Consider the following 13,202-nt stretch of genomic DNA (forward strand, 5'->3'; position numbering starts at 1 on the left):
GCGCAACCACATAGGGTCTCGCAAACGGTATGCGGTTGTATGCCACGTCGCAGAACTCTTGCCTAATGCCGTTTTAGCGAATAGCACAGCCGCGATTTCAAAACCGACTGGAGATATTCCAAATGGCCAGACCCAAGATTGCGCTGATCGGCGCGGGGAACATCGGCGGCACGCTTGCACATCTTGCAGCTGTCAAAGAACTGGGTGACGTTGTCCTGTTTGACATCGCTGACGGGCTGCCACAGGGCAAGGCGCTCGACATCGCCGAGTCAGGCCCGTCCGAAGGCTTTGACGCAACGATGAAAGGCACCAGCGACTATGCTGATATCGCCGGGGCGGATGTTTGCATCGTGACCGCAGGCGTAGCCCGCAAGCCGGGCATGAGCCGCGATGACCTGCTGGGCATCAACCTGAAAGTCATGAAATCGGTCGGCGAAGGCATCGCAGCACACGCGCCCGATGCGTTCGTGATCTGTATCACCAACCCGCTGGACGCCATGGTCTGGGCGCTGCGCGAATTCTCGGGCCTGCCGCATAACAAAGTCTGCGGCATGGCTGGCGTGCTGGATTCAGCGCGTTTCGCGCATTTCCTGTCGGAAGAGTTCAACGTCTCGATGCGCGATGTAACCGCGTTCGTATTGGGCGGCCATGGCGACACCATGGTGCCGTCGGTTCGTTATTCGACCGTTGCCGGTATCCCGCTGCCTGATTTGGTTGAAATGGGCTGGACCTCGCAAGAAAAGCTGGATGCCATCGTACAGCGCACCCGTGATGGTGGCGCCGAAATCGTCGGTTTGCTGAAAACCGGATCGGCTTATTACGCGCCCGCCACCTCGGCGATCGAAATGGCCGAAGCCTATCTGAAAGACCAGAAGCGTGTTCTGCCTTGTGCGGCGTACTGCAGCGGTGAGTTGGGTGTTAACGGCCTTTATGTCGGGGTGCCGACAGTCATCGGCGCTGGTGGCGTCGAGCGCATTGTGAACATCAAACTGAACGAAGACGAGCAAGCCGGCTTCGACAACTCGGTCAACGCCGTGAAAGGCCTGATCGAGGCTTGCAAGGGTATCGACAGTTCACTGGCATAAAACTGCCAGACAATCCGAATTTGAGGCCGGCCCAATTCTGGGCCGGTTTTCATTTACCACCCTGGAACCCGGCCGCATATGTTGGCGCAAACGTCCCAAATCCCTTTTTTCGAATGTGATTTCAAAAAACTGTGCAGGAATATCGAATCAATCGATGACACTCGAATTTTTGTGATCACACCCTAAAAACCCGTGATCACAAATGTCGAAAATCTTCGACAATTTCCCGTCGCAGGTCAAAAAACCCTTTAAATTTGCCCGCTAGACACGCCTATAACGGTTAAACGCAGTCAGACGGGACAATTTCGATGAACATTCACGAATATCAGGCCAAGGCTCTTCTTCGCAGCTACGGCGCTCCGGTCTCCGATGGTCGCGCCGTATTGCGCGCCGAGGAAGCCAAAACCGCAGCCGGTGAACTGGATGGGCCGCTTTGGGTCGTCAAGGCGCAGATTCACGCGGGTGGCCGCGGCAAAGGCTCGTTCAAAGAAGCCGATGCTGGTGAAAAAGGCGGTGTCCGGCTGACCAAATCGGTCGAGGAAGCGGCCGAAGAAGCCAAGAAGATGCTGGGGCGCACTCTGGTCACCCATCAGACGGGTCCGGCAGGCAAGCAGGTCAACCGCATCTATATCGAAGCCGGTTCCGGCATCGAGCGTGAACTGTACCTGGCTCTGCTGGTGGATCGTCAGACCAGCCGTATCTCGTTTGTCTGCTCGACCGAAGGCGGTATGGACATCGAAGAGGTTGCCGCCGCGACGCCCGAGAAAATCCTGTCCTTCTCGGTTGACCCGGCCACCGGCTATCAACCCTACCACGGTCGCCGCATCGCGTTTTCGCTGGGGCTTGAGGGCGCGCAGGTCAAGCAATGTGTCAGGCTTATGGGCATCCTCTACAAAGCCTTCGTCGAGAAAGACATGGAGATGCTGGAGATCAACCCGCTGATCGTATCCGACAGCGGCGACCTGAAAGTGCTGGATGCCAAGGTCGGCTTTGACGGCAACGCGGTCTACCGTCACCCCGATATTTCCGAACTGCGCGACACGACCGAGGAAGACCCCAAGGAACTGGAAGCCAGCAAATACGACCTGAACTACATCGCACTGGATGGTGAGATTGGCTGTATGGTGAACGGTGCCGGTTTGGCGATGGCCACGATGGACATCATCAAGCTTTATGGGGCCGAACCTGCCAACTTCCTCGATGTGGGCGGCGGTGCGACCAAAGAGAAGGTGACCGAAGCGTTCAAGATCATCACCTCGGACCCACAGGTCAAAGGCATTCTGGTCAACATCTTCGGCGGCATCATGCGCTGTGACGTCATCGCCGAGGGCGTGGTGGCTGCGGTGAAAGAGGTCGGCCTGCAAGTTCCGCTGGTCGTGCGTCTGGAAGGCACCAATGTCGAGAAAGGCAAAGAGATCATCAACAATTCGGGTCTGGACGTGATCGCGGCAGACAACCTGAAAGACGGTGCCGAGAAGATCGTGAAGGCGGTTAAAGGGTAAGCAAGTTGCTGTGGAGTGGGCTACAGGCCGACCCCACGGCAACTATAACCCAAGTTTATCTGTTTCACGCGGGAAATCGAAAGAAACAACCGATCTGATGACCATCCCCATCTTCCTCATAGGTCTTGAACGCGCCACCGGGCGGGCGCGTTTGATGGAGCAGGAGCTGCAAAAGGCAGGCCTGTCGGCGACGCGCGTTAATGCTGTTGATTGCGATGCCGCCACCCGTGAGGATTTCCTGCGCGAATGCCGGGCCGAGGGGCCGTGGGGCTATTTCCATACCAAGGACATGGCCTGCACTCTCAGCCACGCCAAAGCGTGGGAGGCCGTTGTCGCCTCTGGCGCGGAACAGGCCTTGATCCTTGAGGATGATGTTTTCCTGTCGCCAGAACTGGCGGATTGGTTGAACGATGCATCCTGGTGGCCAGAGGATGCAGATATCGTGCGGTTCGAACGCTGGCGCAGTACAAAGCTCTACCTCGCACTTGAGCGCAAAAGCTCATCCCATCTGGGTCGGGAACTGCGCCTGATGCACTCACGCCACCCCGGAGGTGCAGCATATGCGCTGACCCGGCAAGCGGCAGAACACTTTCTGGCGCAAAAGCCCTATGATATCACGCTGGATGGCCTGTTGTTCAACCCGTCAGCCTCGCCTGCGGCGCGTCAGGTCAATGTCTATCAGGTGGTCCCCGCGATGGTCGAGCAAGGCAACGAAGCGCCGGGCGAAATCCAGATGGGTGCCCCCCGCGAACGCCCTTCGGGCTGGCCGCTGGTCCGACAAAAAATCAGGCGCGGTATCGCCGAAATCAGCAGCGGCCTGCGCACGACGGCCAATCTGGCCCTCGGTCGCGCCACGCTTCAGAAAATTACCTATGCGCCGCAGGTTCTTCCAGCGGCAGAACCCTATCAATCCAACACCGCCTAGAGAAAGGGACAAAATGGCAGTCCTCATCGACGAAAACACCAAAGTGATCTGTCAGGGCTTTACCGGCTCGCAAGGTACATTCCACAGCGAACAGGCCATTGCCTATGGCACCAAGATGGTTGGCGGCGTAACCCCGGGCAAAGGCGGGATGGAGCATCTGGGCCTGCCCGTGTTCAACTCGGTCCACGAGGCAAAGCACGTGACCGAAGCCAACGCATCGGTGATCTACGTACCGCCTCCATTCGCGGCGGACTCGATCCTCGAAGCGATTGATGCCGAGATGGAAGTGATTGTCTGCATCACCGAAGGCATCCCGGTTCTGGATATGATGAAGGTGAAACGCGCGCTGGAAGGCAGCAAGTCGCGCCTGATCGGCCCGAACTGTCCCGGTGTCATCACGCCCGACGCCTGCAAGATCGGCATCATGCCCGGCCATATTCACAAACGCGGCTCGGTCGGTGTTGTGTCGCGCTCGGGCACCCTGACCTACGAGGCGGTCAAACAGACCACCGATGTCGGTCTGGGCCAGTCCACCTGTGTGGGCATCGGCGGTGACCCGATCAAAGGGACTGAGCATATCGACGTGCTGGAATGGTTCCTGGCAGATGACGAGACCACGTCGATCATCATGATTGGCGAGATTGGTGGTTCGGCCGAGGAAGAAGCCGCGCAGTTCCTGGCAGATGAGGCCAAGAAAGGCCGCAAGAAGCCGGTTGCAGGCTTCATCGCAGGCCGCACAGCCCCTCCGGGCCGCCGCATGGGCCACGCAGGTGCCATCGTCGCTGGCGGCAAGGGCGGTGCCGAGGACAAGATCGAAGCCATGCGCTCGGCCGGTATCGTCGTGGCCGAAAGCCCGGCACAGCTGGGTGAGGCCGTGCTGGAAGCGATCGGGTAAGATGCTCAAGGACCGGGCATATGCTTGTAGGGCAGCGCCCGGCCCGAGGGTGGGCGAGAAGCGCCCGCCCTGGGGGGCCGGTCCGGCGCTGCCCGGCGGTACCCGCCGGGCGGTTAGCTTTGCATTCAGCCTTGCTCTTTGCCTTTGGGTCCCAACAGTTGGACTTGCCGAACAAAACAACCCCCTGAAAGCTGTTCTAGATGTTTGTGCAAGTGACGGTTCCACATTTGAAGAAACCGTTGCGGAAATTTATGCGAACGGTTGGATTAAAGTTTCTCCAGACAACCGTAGTTCCGCCACCGGTGCGATCGCTGACGCACATTTATTCTCGGGCAAAATAGCTTCGGAGAATGAGTGGCCAAGACTAAGGTTCGAGGAACGAAGTCAGGTTGGTAGCCGCGTGAACAGAGTGGACAGCCGTTACTTCCAATCAGCAACACTGTCTTCTCAAGACAAGAGTAGCTACGTAAATGTTTTCTTCGAAGAGCGGCGAAAACGGTTGGACTGTATGGCATCTACCACGAACACCAACGGCTTAGATGATTTGACTTACTCAATTGCCGACCGGTCCTCAAGCGGAAGACTTGGCGAACTAAGCGTTGAATGGGTGGCTCACTCGGACACTTCTGAGCATCCAGACGTGCGAGCAACCCTGTATTTGGTCAAACCACACGTTCAAGACAGCTTCAAAGCTGATCCGCTTCTTGCACCGGCAGGGTTAACTGTCCTTCGGTATTTGGATTGACCGCATGACCTTCTCCGACGCCATACGCACCTGCTTCTCCAAGTTTTTCACCTTTTCGGGTCGCGCATCGCGCCCCGAATACTGGTTCTTCTTCCTGTTCATCGTGATCTGGAACATCATCGCTGGGATCATCGATTGGCAGTTCTTCACGCAGGTTGCGGTGACGGAAACCGAAACCTCGAAATCCGTGTCGGCCACGTCCTCGCAACCGGTGCAGGGCATAGTCGGCCTGATTGTCTTCTTTCCTCATTTGGCGGTCGCTTTCCGGCGGATGCATGATACTGGTCGCAGCGGGCTGTATTCTCTGCTGCCGATCCTGCTGATCCTTGGCGCCGGAGCCGTGCTCGTTTTCGGTATCGGCCTGGCCTCTCATTTCCAGCATGGCGGCAGGCTGGATATCCTGTTCACCCGCGCCACGTTGCTCATCGTTCTTCCGACACTTCTGGTACTGGTCGTGTCGCCCCTCCTGGTTCTATGGTGGCTGACACGCCCCAGCCAGCCAGGCGCCAATCAATACGGTCCCAACCCAACAGAGGTAGCCCAATGACCGAACATTCGCCCAATTCCGCCTTTCATGCCTCAAGCTTCATGCAGGGGCATAATGCCGAATATCTGGAGCAGCTTTACGCGCAATACACAAAGAACCCCGGTGCGGTGGATGCCGCATGGGGCGCGTTCTTTGATGCCATGGGCGATGCCGCACCCGATGTTCAACGCGAAGCCGACGGTCCGTCCTGGGCGCGTACCGACTGGCCGCCGATGCCTGCAGATGACCTCACGGGCGCTCTGACCGGGGAATGGGCCGAGATTGACGCCAAAGCGGCGGGCAAGAAGATCAAGGACAAGGCGGCTGACAAGGGGGTCGAGGTCAGCGATGACCAGATCAAGCGTGCGGTGCTGGACAGTTTACGGGCACTGATGCTGATCCGGGCCTATCGCATCCGGGGCCATCTGGCCGCGGATCTGGACCCGCTGGGCATGCGCACCGCCAGCACACATCCTGAGCTGGACCCGAAGACTTACGGCTTCACCGATGCCGACATGGATCGCCCGATCTTTATCGACAACGTACTGGGTCTGCAGGTCGCTTCGATGCGGCAGATCGTTGAGATCGTGAAACGCACATATTGCGGCACTTTTGCGCTGCAATACATGCATATCTCGAACCCCGAGGAAGCCGCGTGGCTGAAGGAGCGGATCGAGGGCTATGGCAAGGAAATAGCGTTCACCAAAGAAGGCCGCAAGGCGATCCTGAACAAAATGGTCGAGGCCGAGGGCTTTGAGAAGTTCCTGCACGTCAAGTACATGGGCACAAAGCGGTTCGGTCTGGACGGTGGCGAGGCGCTTATCCCGGCGATGGAACAGATCATCAAGCGCGGCGGTGCACTTGGCCTCAGTGACATCGTCATCGGGATGCCGCACCGGGGTCGCCTGAACATTCTGGCCAATGTGATGGGCAAGCCATATCGCGCGATTTTCAACGAATTCCAGGGCGGTAGTTTTAAACCCGAAGACGTGGATGGCTCTGGCGATGTGAAATATCACCTCGGCGCCTCCAGCGATCGCGAATTCGATGGCAACAGTGTGCACCTGTCATTGACTGCCAACCCCTCTCACCTTGAGGCGGTAAACCCGGTGGTTCTGGGTAAGGTCCGCGCCAAGCAGGACCAACTGGGCGATACAGATCGCACAAGGGTCATGGCGATATTGCTGCACGGTGATGCGGCCTTTGCCGGTCAGGGTGTTGTGGCCGAGGGCTTTGGCCTGTCCGGCCTGAAAGGGCACAGAACCGGAGGCACCATGCATATTGTGGTGAACAACCAGATCGGGTTCACAACCGCGCCGCATTTCAGCCGCTCAAGCCCCTATCCCACCGATATCGCGCTGATGGTCGAGGCCCCGATCTTCCATGTGAACGGTGACGACCCCGAGGCGGTAGTTCACGCCGCGAAGGTGGCGACCGAGTTCCGCCAGAAGTTCCATAAAGACGTGGTTCTGGACATCTTCTGCTATCGCCGGTTTGGCCATAACGAGGGCGATGAGCCCATGTTCACCAACCCGATCATGTACAAGAAGATCAAGACCCATAAGACAACGCTTTCCTTGTATACCGAGCGGCTGGTCAAGGACGGGCTGATCCCCGAGGGTGAGATCGAAGATATGAAGGCCGCCTTTCAGGCCCACCTGAACGACGAGTTCGAGGCCGGGAAAGACTACAAACCCAACAAGGCCGACTGGCTGGATGGGCGCTGGTCGCATCTTGACAAGAACAAGGACGATTATGTCCGGGGTGAAACAGCGATCTCGGCAGAGACACTGGCGGAAATCGGAGCCGCACTGACCAAAGCTCCTGACGATTTCGCAATGCACAAAACCGTTGGGCGGTTGCTGGAACATAAGAAGCAGATGTTCGAGACCGGTGCAGGTTTTGACTGGGCCACGGGTGAGGCACTGGCGTTTGGATCGTTGCTGACCGAAGGATATCCCGTGCGTCTGGCCGGGCAGGATGCAACGCGGGGCACGTTCAGCCAGCGTCACTCTGGGTTTGTTCATCAGGAAACCGAAGAACGGTATTACCCGCTTAACAACATCCGTGCCGGGCAATCCCAATACGATGTTATCGACTCGATGCTGTCCGAATACGCTGTGCTGGGTTTCGAATACGGCTATTCGCTGGCAGAACCTAACGCTCTGGTTCTGTGGGAGGCGCAGTTCGGCGACTTTGCCAACGGTGCGCAGATCATGTTCGACCAGTTCATCAGCTCGGGTGAAAGCAAGTGGCTGCGGATGTCCGGTCTGGTCACATTGCTGCCACACGGGTTCGAAGGGCAAGGCCCGGAACACTCGTCAGCGCGTCTGGAACGGTTCCTGCAAATGTGCGGTCAGGACAACTGGATCGTGGCGAATTGTACGACACCGGCGAACTATTTCCACATCCTGCGCCGTCAGTTGCACCGGACCTTCCGGAAGCCACTGATCCTGGTGACACCGAAGTCACTGCTGCGTCATAAGCTGGCCGTCAGCACGGCGGATGACTTCACCACTGGGTCCAGCTTCCACCGGGTGCTGTGGGATGACGCGCAGAAGGGCAACTCTGACACCAAGCTGGTGGCCGATGACAAGATCAAGCGCGTCGTCATGTGTTCCGGCAAAGTCTACTTCGACCTGCTGGAGGAACGCGATGCGCGTGGCATCGACGACATCTACCTGATGCGGATCGAACAATTCTATCCGTTCCCGGCACATTCACTGATCAACGAGCTCGAACGGTTCAAGAATGCCGAGATGGTCTGGTGTCAGGAAGAGCCCAAGAACCAGGGTGCGTGGACCTTTATCGAACCCAACATCGAATGGGTCCTCTCCCGTATCGATGCAAAACACACTCGCCCGACCTATGCCGGTCGCGCCACATCGGCCTCGCCCGCAACGGGGCTGGCCAGCCAACACAAAGCCCAACAAGAAGCGCTGGTAAACGAAGCGCTGAGCATTGAAGGAAAGTAAGCGATGACGATTGAAGTTCGTGTTCCCACGCTTGGCGAATCGGTCACCGAAGCCACAGTTGCAACCTGGTTCAAAAAGCCCGGTGATGCGGTCGCCATGGATGAGATGCTGTGTGAGCTGGAGACAGACAAGGTCACCGTCGAGGTTCCTTCGCCGGCAGCGGGTGTAATGGGTGAAATCGTGGCAGCCGAAGGCGAAACCGTCGGTGTTGATGCCTTGCTGGCAACGATTGCGGCTGGAGAAGGCGCGGCCCCTGCCCCGGCGGCAGCCGCAGCTTCGGCAGCGGCACCTGCCGCATCGGCCGGGTCGGTTGACGTGATGGTGCCGACACTTGGTGAGTCTGTGACGGAAGCAACCGTTGCGACCTGGTTCAAGAAGGTTGGCGACAACGTCGCGCAGGACGAGATGCTGTGCGAATTGGAAACCGATAAAGTCTCAGTTGAAGTTCCTGCGCCAACTTCGGGTGTTCTTGCGGAAATCGTTGCTCCAGAAGGATCGACCGTGGATGCGGCTGCCAAGCTGGCTGTCATCTCCGGAGCAGCCGCTGGTGCAGCAGCCGCGCCGGCCCAGGCAGCAGCGGCTGCGCCCGCAGCAACCAGCACAGGAAAAGACATCGCAAACGCGCCGTCCGCCCAGAAGGCAATGGCCGAAGCCGGACTGTCAGCTGATCAGGTCACCGGAACAGGCCGCGACGGTCGCATCATGAAGGAAGACGTGTCCAAAGCCGTCGCAGCAGTTTCGGCCCCGGCACCTGCGCCCGCCCCTGCGGCGCAAGCCCCACGCGCCCCGGTGGCCGCCGAGGACGAGGCCCGCGAAGAACGCGTGCGGATGACCCGCTTGCGCCAAACCATTGCCAAACGTCTTAAGGACGCACAAAACACCGCTGCGATCCTGACCACCTACAACGAAGTGGACATGACCGAGGTCATGGCCCTGCGCAATCAGTACAAAGACCAGTTCGAGAAGAAGCATGGCGTGCGTCTTGGCTTCATGTCCTTCTTCACCAAAGCCTGCTGCCACGCCCTGAAAGAAGTGCCCGAGGTAAATGCCGAGATCGATGGCAATGACATCGTCTATAAGAATTTCGTGCATATGGGCGTGGCGGCCGGTACGCCGCAGGGTCTGGTGGTTCCGGTGATCCGCGACGCCGACAGCATGTCCTTTGCCGCGATCGAAAAAGCCATCGCCGAAAAGGGCAAGCGCGCCCGTGACGGCAAGTTGAGCATGGCTGAGATGCAGGGTGGCACCTTCACGATCTCGAACGGTGGTGTTTACGGCTCGTTGATGTCCTCGCCGATCCTGAACCCCCCGCAGTCGGGCATTCTGGGCATGCACAAGATCCAGGACCGTCCGATGGTCATCAATGGCGAGATCAAGATCCGCCCGATGATGTATCTGGCCCTGTCCTATGACCACCGCATTGTTGACGGCAAAGGTGCCGTGACCTTCCTGGTTCGTGTGAAAGAGGCGCTGGAAGACCCGCGCCGCCTGCTGATGGATCTGTAACCATGGCGACACATGTACTCTGGCAGGCCGATGTGGCCGATTTCGACGCCTGGCTGAAGGTGTTCCGCGAGGATATGCCAATGCGCAAGGCCGCGGGTATCCGCGACCTGCATGTCTGGCGCGATCCCGATCAGAAAGACCATGCGATCGCGATGTTCGAGGTGATCAACCTGGAAAAGGCCAAGGCATTTTTCGGATCCGAGGAGTTGGCGATGCATCACGAACGCGGCGGTATCGCGCATATCTCGATCAAGATGCTGGAACCTGTTTGACAAAGTCTATTTCCGGCCCACCAAATCGGGTCGGGGAAGCGCCGGAACGTCCGGTCGATTTAGGAGAATGTAATGGCAAATTATGACGTCATCGTAATCGGCGCCGGACCCGGCGGCTACGTCTGCGCGATCCGCTGCGCTCAACTGGGTTTGAAAACCGCCGTGGTCGAAGGGCGCGAAACACTGGGTGGCACTTGTCTTAACGTGGGCTGCATCCCCTCGAAGGCGCTGCTGCATGCCAGCCACCAACTGCACGAGGCCGAGCATAACTTTGCCAAGATGGGCCTGAAGGGCAAAGCGCCTTCGGTCGATTGGAAACAGATGCAGGCCTATAAAGATGAGGTGATCGAGGGCAACACCAAGGGCATCGAGTTTTTGTTCAAGAAGAACAAGATCGACTGGCTGAAAGGCTGGGGCTCGATCCCTGCGGCCGGCAAAGTTCAGGTCGGCGATGAAATCCATGAAACCAAGAACATCATCATTGCGTCAGGCTCCGAACCGTCCTCGCTGCCCGGTGTCGAAGTGGATGAGAAGGTGGTTGTGACCTCAACCGGTGCTCTGTCTCTGGGCAAGATCCCGAAGAAAATGGTGGTGATCGGCGCGGGTGTGATCGGGCTGGAACTGGGATCGGTATACAGCCGCCTGGGCGCTGAAGTTACCGTGATCGAGTTCCTCAAGGAGATCACGCCGGGCATGGACCCCGAGGTGCAAAAAACCTTCCAGCGCATTCTCAAGAAACAGGGCCTGACCTTTGTCATGGGCGCGGCGGTGCAGAAAACCGAAGCGACCAAGACCAAGGCCAAAGTTACCTACAAGCTGCTCAAAGACGACAGTGAACATGTGATCGACGCCGATACCGTGCTGGTGGCCACCGGGCGGAAACCCTATTCGGATGGTCTGGGATTGGACGCTTTGGGCGTCGAGATGACCCCGCGCGGCCAGATCAAGGTGGGCAAGGACTGGCAGACCAACGTACCGGGCATCTACGCCATCGGCGACGTGACCGAAGGCCCGATGCTGGCACACAAGGCCGAAGACGAAGGCATGGCCGCCGCCGAGCAGGTTGCAGGAAAGCACGGTCATGTGAATTATGGCGTGATTCCGGGCGTGATCTATACATGGCCCGAAGTTGCCAATGTCGGTGAAACCGAAGCGACGCTCAAAGAACAGGGTCGTGCCTATAAGGTCGGCAAGTTCATGTTCATGGGTAATGGCCGCGCCAAGGCGAATTTTGCGGCAGACGGGTTCGTCAAGATTCTGGCCGACAAGGAAACCGATCGCATTCTGGGTGCCCATATCATCGGCCCCGGCGCGGGTGATCTGATCCATGAGGTCTGTGTGGCAATGGAATTCGGTGCTTCTGCCGAGGATCTGGCGCTCACCTGCCACGCACATCCGACCTATTCCGAAGCGGTGCGCGAGGCTGCCCTGGCCTGCGGCGACGGCCCGATCCACAGCTAACATCCCGGACCCCGGTGGCGATCAGCCTGCCGGGGTCAACCACGCATCCAGATATGTTTCCAGCCTGTCTGTGAACGTTGTTGCTGAGTGCAACGCACAATACTGTAAGGACATGGCCTGAATGGCAAAGGCCTGCACGCCTTCTGCCAACAACTCGGACGGTACATCCTTGCGCATCTCTGCGGTTTCAAGCCACATCATCACGACCCGAAAATATCGTTCAAAACAATAGGCAATCGGCCCAATATCTGCGATGGCCGTTGCCCCCGAGTATCTGATCAACAGATCGAACACGTACCGTTCGGATGTCATGAATTCGTGGACCGGTTCCAGCGATGCGATGATCTCTGGTACCGTTTTGGGTGGAGTTTCGGATTGGGCCTGATCCAGACAGGCATTCAGCTTGTCCGCGATCAGGATTTCCATCAGTGCGTCCTTGTCGCGGAAATGCGCGAAGAAGGTCCCCTTGGCAACTCCCGCGGCCTTTACAACTTCTTCCACCCGCAATGCTTCATATCCGCCATGTCGGATAACCTCTTCCGCAGCTGAGAGAAGCTTGGCGCGGGTCTTGATCGTACGTTTCTGGATCGGTTTTCGCATACCGCTCAATCGCACAGTTTTTGACCGTGGTCAAATTTTATATTGACCGTGGTCATTTTTTGATTCTATAAACTGACCACGGTCATTTTCAGGAGAACTACAATGCACCCTAAGAAAATTCTTATCCTCGATGGACACCCGGCAGAAAGCAGCTTGTCACGCACATTCGCAGAAACCTATGGCGAGGCAGCCCGCAAAAACGGACATGACGTCCGGATAGTCCATCTGAGCGACCTACAGTTCGATTTTGATTTCGGTCAGGGCAACTATCACGACTTCAAGCCGCTTGAACCGGTTCTGGAACACGTGTTGCAGGACTTCGAATGGAGCGACCATCTGGTCCTGACCACACCTATGTGGTGGGGCGGGCTGCCTGCAAAACTCAAGGGATTGATTGACCGGATGTTCATACCGGGGCGGACATTCGACACCCGCAACACCACGATGGCTGGCCTGCCAGCCCCGATGCTGACCGGACGCACCGCGCGCGTTATCCTGACCTCTGACACGCCGGGCTGGTTCATGCGCCTGATGTACAGGCAAGCGCTTATTCGACAGGTTCGGGGCCAGATCCTCGGGTTTGTTGGCTTCAAACCAACGCGGTTCACTTATTTTGCAGGCGCAAGCTATCCCAAACCGGGCAGCGTCGAGCGCTGGATCAAAAAAGTGTCCAGAATCGGAGCCGCCGCAGCTTGACTGAACAGCCGTCC

At 57.9% G+C, this 13,202-nt stretch carries 12 protein-coding genes; 11 read left to right on the forward strand and 1 reads right to left on the reverse strand.

Features of this window, described 5'->3' with window-relative positions; translation table 11 throughout:
• Window positions 1–122: 122 nt before the first annotated feature.
• From mdh to lpdA, 10 genes are all read left to right on the forward strand, one after another.
• Window positions 123–1,085 carry a malate dehydrogenase gene (gene mdh / locus I9188_RS11290; RefSeq protein WP_209506532.1) on the forward strand — a complete coding sequence of 321 codons (963 nt, stop codon included), beginning with the start codon at window positions 123–125 and terminating at the stop codon, window positions 1,083–1,085.
• Between the two features lie 308 nt (window positions 1,086–1,393).
• Window positions 1,394–2,587 (forward strand): ADP-forming succinate--CoA ligase subunit beta, encoded by a 1,194-nt coding sequence (gene sucC / locus I9188_RS11295; RefSeq protein WP_209506535.1) that lies wholly within the window; start codon window positions 1,394–1,396, stop codon window positions 2,585–2,587.
• Window positions 2,588–2,684: 97 nt separating this feature from the next.
• On the forward strand, window positions 2,685–3,512 hold the full coding sequence (locus I9188_RS11300) for a glycosyltransferase family 25 protein (protein WP_209506537.1): 828 nt from the start codon (window positions 2,685–2,687) through the stop codon (window positions 3,510–3,512).
• 13 nt (window positions 3,513–3,525) lie between these two features.
• Window positions 3,526–4,407: a succinate--CoA ligase subunit alpha gene (sucD, locus tag I9188_RS11305; RefSeq protein WP_209506539.1), complete on the forward strand. Its 882-nt coding sequence runs from the start codon at window positions 3,526–3,528 to the stop codon at window positions 4,405–4,407.
• A gap of 49 nt (window positions 4,408–4,456) precedes the next feature.
• Entirely contained in the window at window positions 4,457–5,152 is a 696-nt protein-coding gene (locus tag I9188_RS11310) for a hypothetical protein (protein ID WP_209506541.1), read from the forward strand.
• Between the two features lie 4 nt (window positions 5,153–5,156).
• On the forward strand, window positions 5,157–5,699 hold the full coding sequence (locus I9188_RS11315) for a DUF805 domain-containing protein (protein WP_209506543.1): 543 nt from the start codon (window positions 5,157–5,159) through the stop codon (window positions 5,697–5,699).
• A complete protein-coding gene (locus I9188_RS11320; RefSeq protein ID WP_209506545.1) occupies window positions 5,696–8,653 on the forward strand; it encodes a 2-oxoglutarate dehydrogenase E1 component in 2,958 nt (985 codons plus the stop codon). The genes I9188_RS11315 and I9188_RS11320 overlap by 4 nt, the downstream gene beginning before the upstream one ends.
• A gap of 3 nt (window positions 8,654–8,656) precedes the next feature.
• The gene (gene odhB / locus I9188_RS11325; protein WP_209506547.1) at window positions 8,657–10,159 is read left to right on the forward strand and encodes a 2-oxoglutarate dehydrogenase complex dihydrolipoyllysine-residue succinyltransferase; all 1,503 of its coding nucleotides are present in this window, start codon (window positions 8,657–8,659) and stop codon (window positions 10,157–10,159) included.
• 2 nt (window positions 10,160–10,161) lie between these two features.
• Window positions 10,162–10,431 (forward strand): hypothetical protein, encoded by a 270-nt coding sequence (locus tag I9188_RS11330; RefSeq protein ID WP_209506549.1) that lies wholly within the window; start codon window positions 10,162–10,164, stop codon window positions 10,429–10,431.
• Window positions 10,432–10,503: 72 nt separating this feature from the next.
• Window positions 10,504–11,892: a dihydrolipoyl dehydrogenase gene (gene lpdA / locus I9188_RS11335; protein ID WP_209506551.1), complete on the forward strand. Its 1,389-nt coding sequence runs from the start codon at window positions 10,504–10,506 to the stop codon at window positions 11,890–11,892.
• Window positions 11,893–11,913: 21 nt separating this feature from the next.
• Here the strand turns inward: lpdA and I9188_RS11340 are convergent, their stop codons facing one another.
• Window positions 11,914–12,492 carry a TetR/AcrR family transcriptional regulator gene (locus I9188_RS11340; RefSeq protein ID WP_209506553.1) on the reverse strand — a complete coding sequence of 193 codons (579 nt, stop codon included), beginning with the start codon at window positions 12,490–12,492 and terminating at the stop codon, window positions 11,914–11,916.
• Window positions 12,493–12,594: 102 nt separating this feature from the next.
• On the opposite strand from I9188_RS11340, the gene I9188_RS11345 reads away from it, so the two are divergent.
• Window positions 12,595–13,188 carry an NAD(P)H-dependent oxidoreductase gene (locus I9188_RS11345; RefSeq protein WP_209506555.1) on the forward strand — a complete coding sequence of 198 codons (594 nt, stop codon included), beginning with the start codon at window positions 12,595–12,597 and terminating at the stop codon, window positions 13,186–13,188.
• Window positions 13,189–13,202 lie beyond the last annotated feature (14 nt).

The sequence above is a fragment of the Ruegeria sp. HKCCSA071 genome (assembly GCF_017872555.1).
Taxonomy (GTDB): domain Bacteria; phylum Pseudomonadota; class Alphaproteobacteria; order Rhodobacterales; family Rhodobacteraceae; genus Ruegeria.

Bases quoted from the DNA above. Each gene is read 5' to 3' on its own strand.
- mdh (WP_209506532.1), top strand. From the start codon at position 123: ATGGCCAGACCCAAGATTGCGCTGATCGGCGCGGGGAACATCGGCGGC.
- sucC (WP_209506535.1), top strand. From the start codon at position 1,394: ATGAACATTCACGAATATCAGGCCAAGGCTCTTCTTCGCAGCTACGGC.
- I9188_RS11300 (WP_209506537.1), top strand. From the start codon at position 2,685: ATGACCATCCCCATCTTCCTCATAGGTCTTGAACGCGCCACCGGGCGG.
- sucD (WP_209506539.1), top strand. From the start codon at position 3,526: ATGGCAGTCCTCATCGACGAAAACACCAAAGTGATCTGTCAGGGCTTT.
- I9188_RS11315 (WP_209506543.1), top strand. From the start codon at position 5,157: ATGACCTTCTCCGACGCCATACGCACCTGCTTCTCCAAGTTTTTCACC.
- I9188_RS11320 (WP_209506545.1), top strand. From the start codon at position 5,696: ATGACCGAACATTCGCCCAATTCCGCCTTTCATGCCTCAAGCTTCATG.
- odhB (WP_209506547.1), top strand. From the start codon at position 8,657: ATGACGATTGAAGTTCGTGTTCCCACGCTTGGCGAATCGGTCACCGAA.
- I9188_RS11330 (WP_209506549.1), top strand. From the start codon at position 10,162: ATGGCGACACATGTACTCTGGCAGGCCGATGTGGCCGATTTCGACGCC.
- lpdA (WP_209506551.1), top strand. From the start codon at position 10,504: ATGGCAAATTATGACGTCATCGTAATCGGCGCCGGACCCGGCGGCTAC.
- I9188_RS11340 (WP_209506553.1), bottom strand. From the start codon at position 12,492: ATGCGAAAACCGATCCAGAAACGTACGATCAAGACCCGCGCCAAGCTT.
- I9188_RS11345 (WP_209506555.1), top strand. From the start codon at position 12,595: ATGCACCCTAAGAAAATTCTTATCCTCGATGGACACCCGGCAGAAAGC.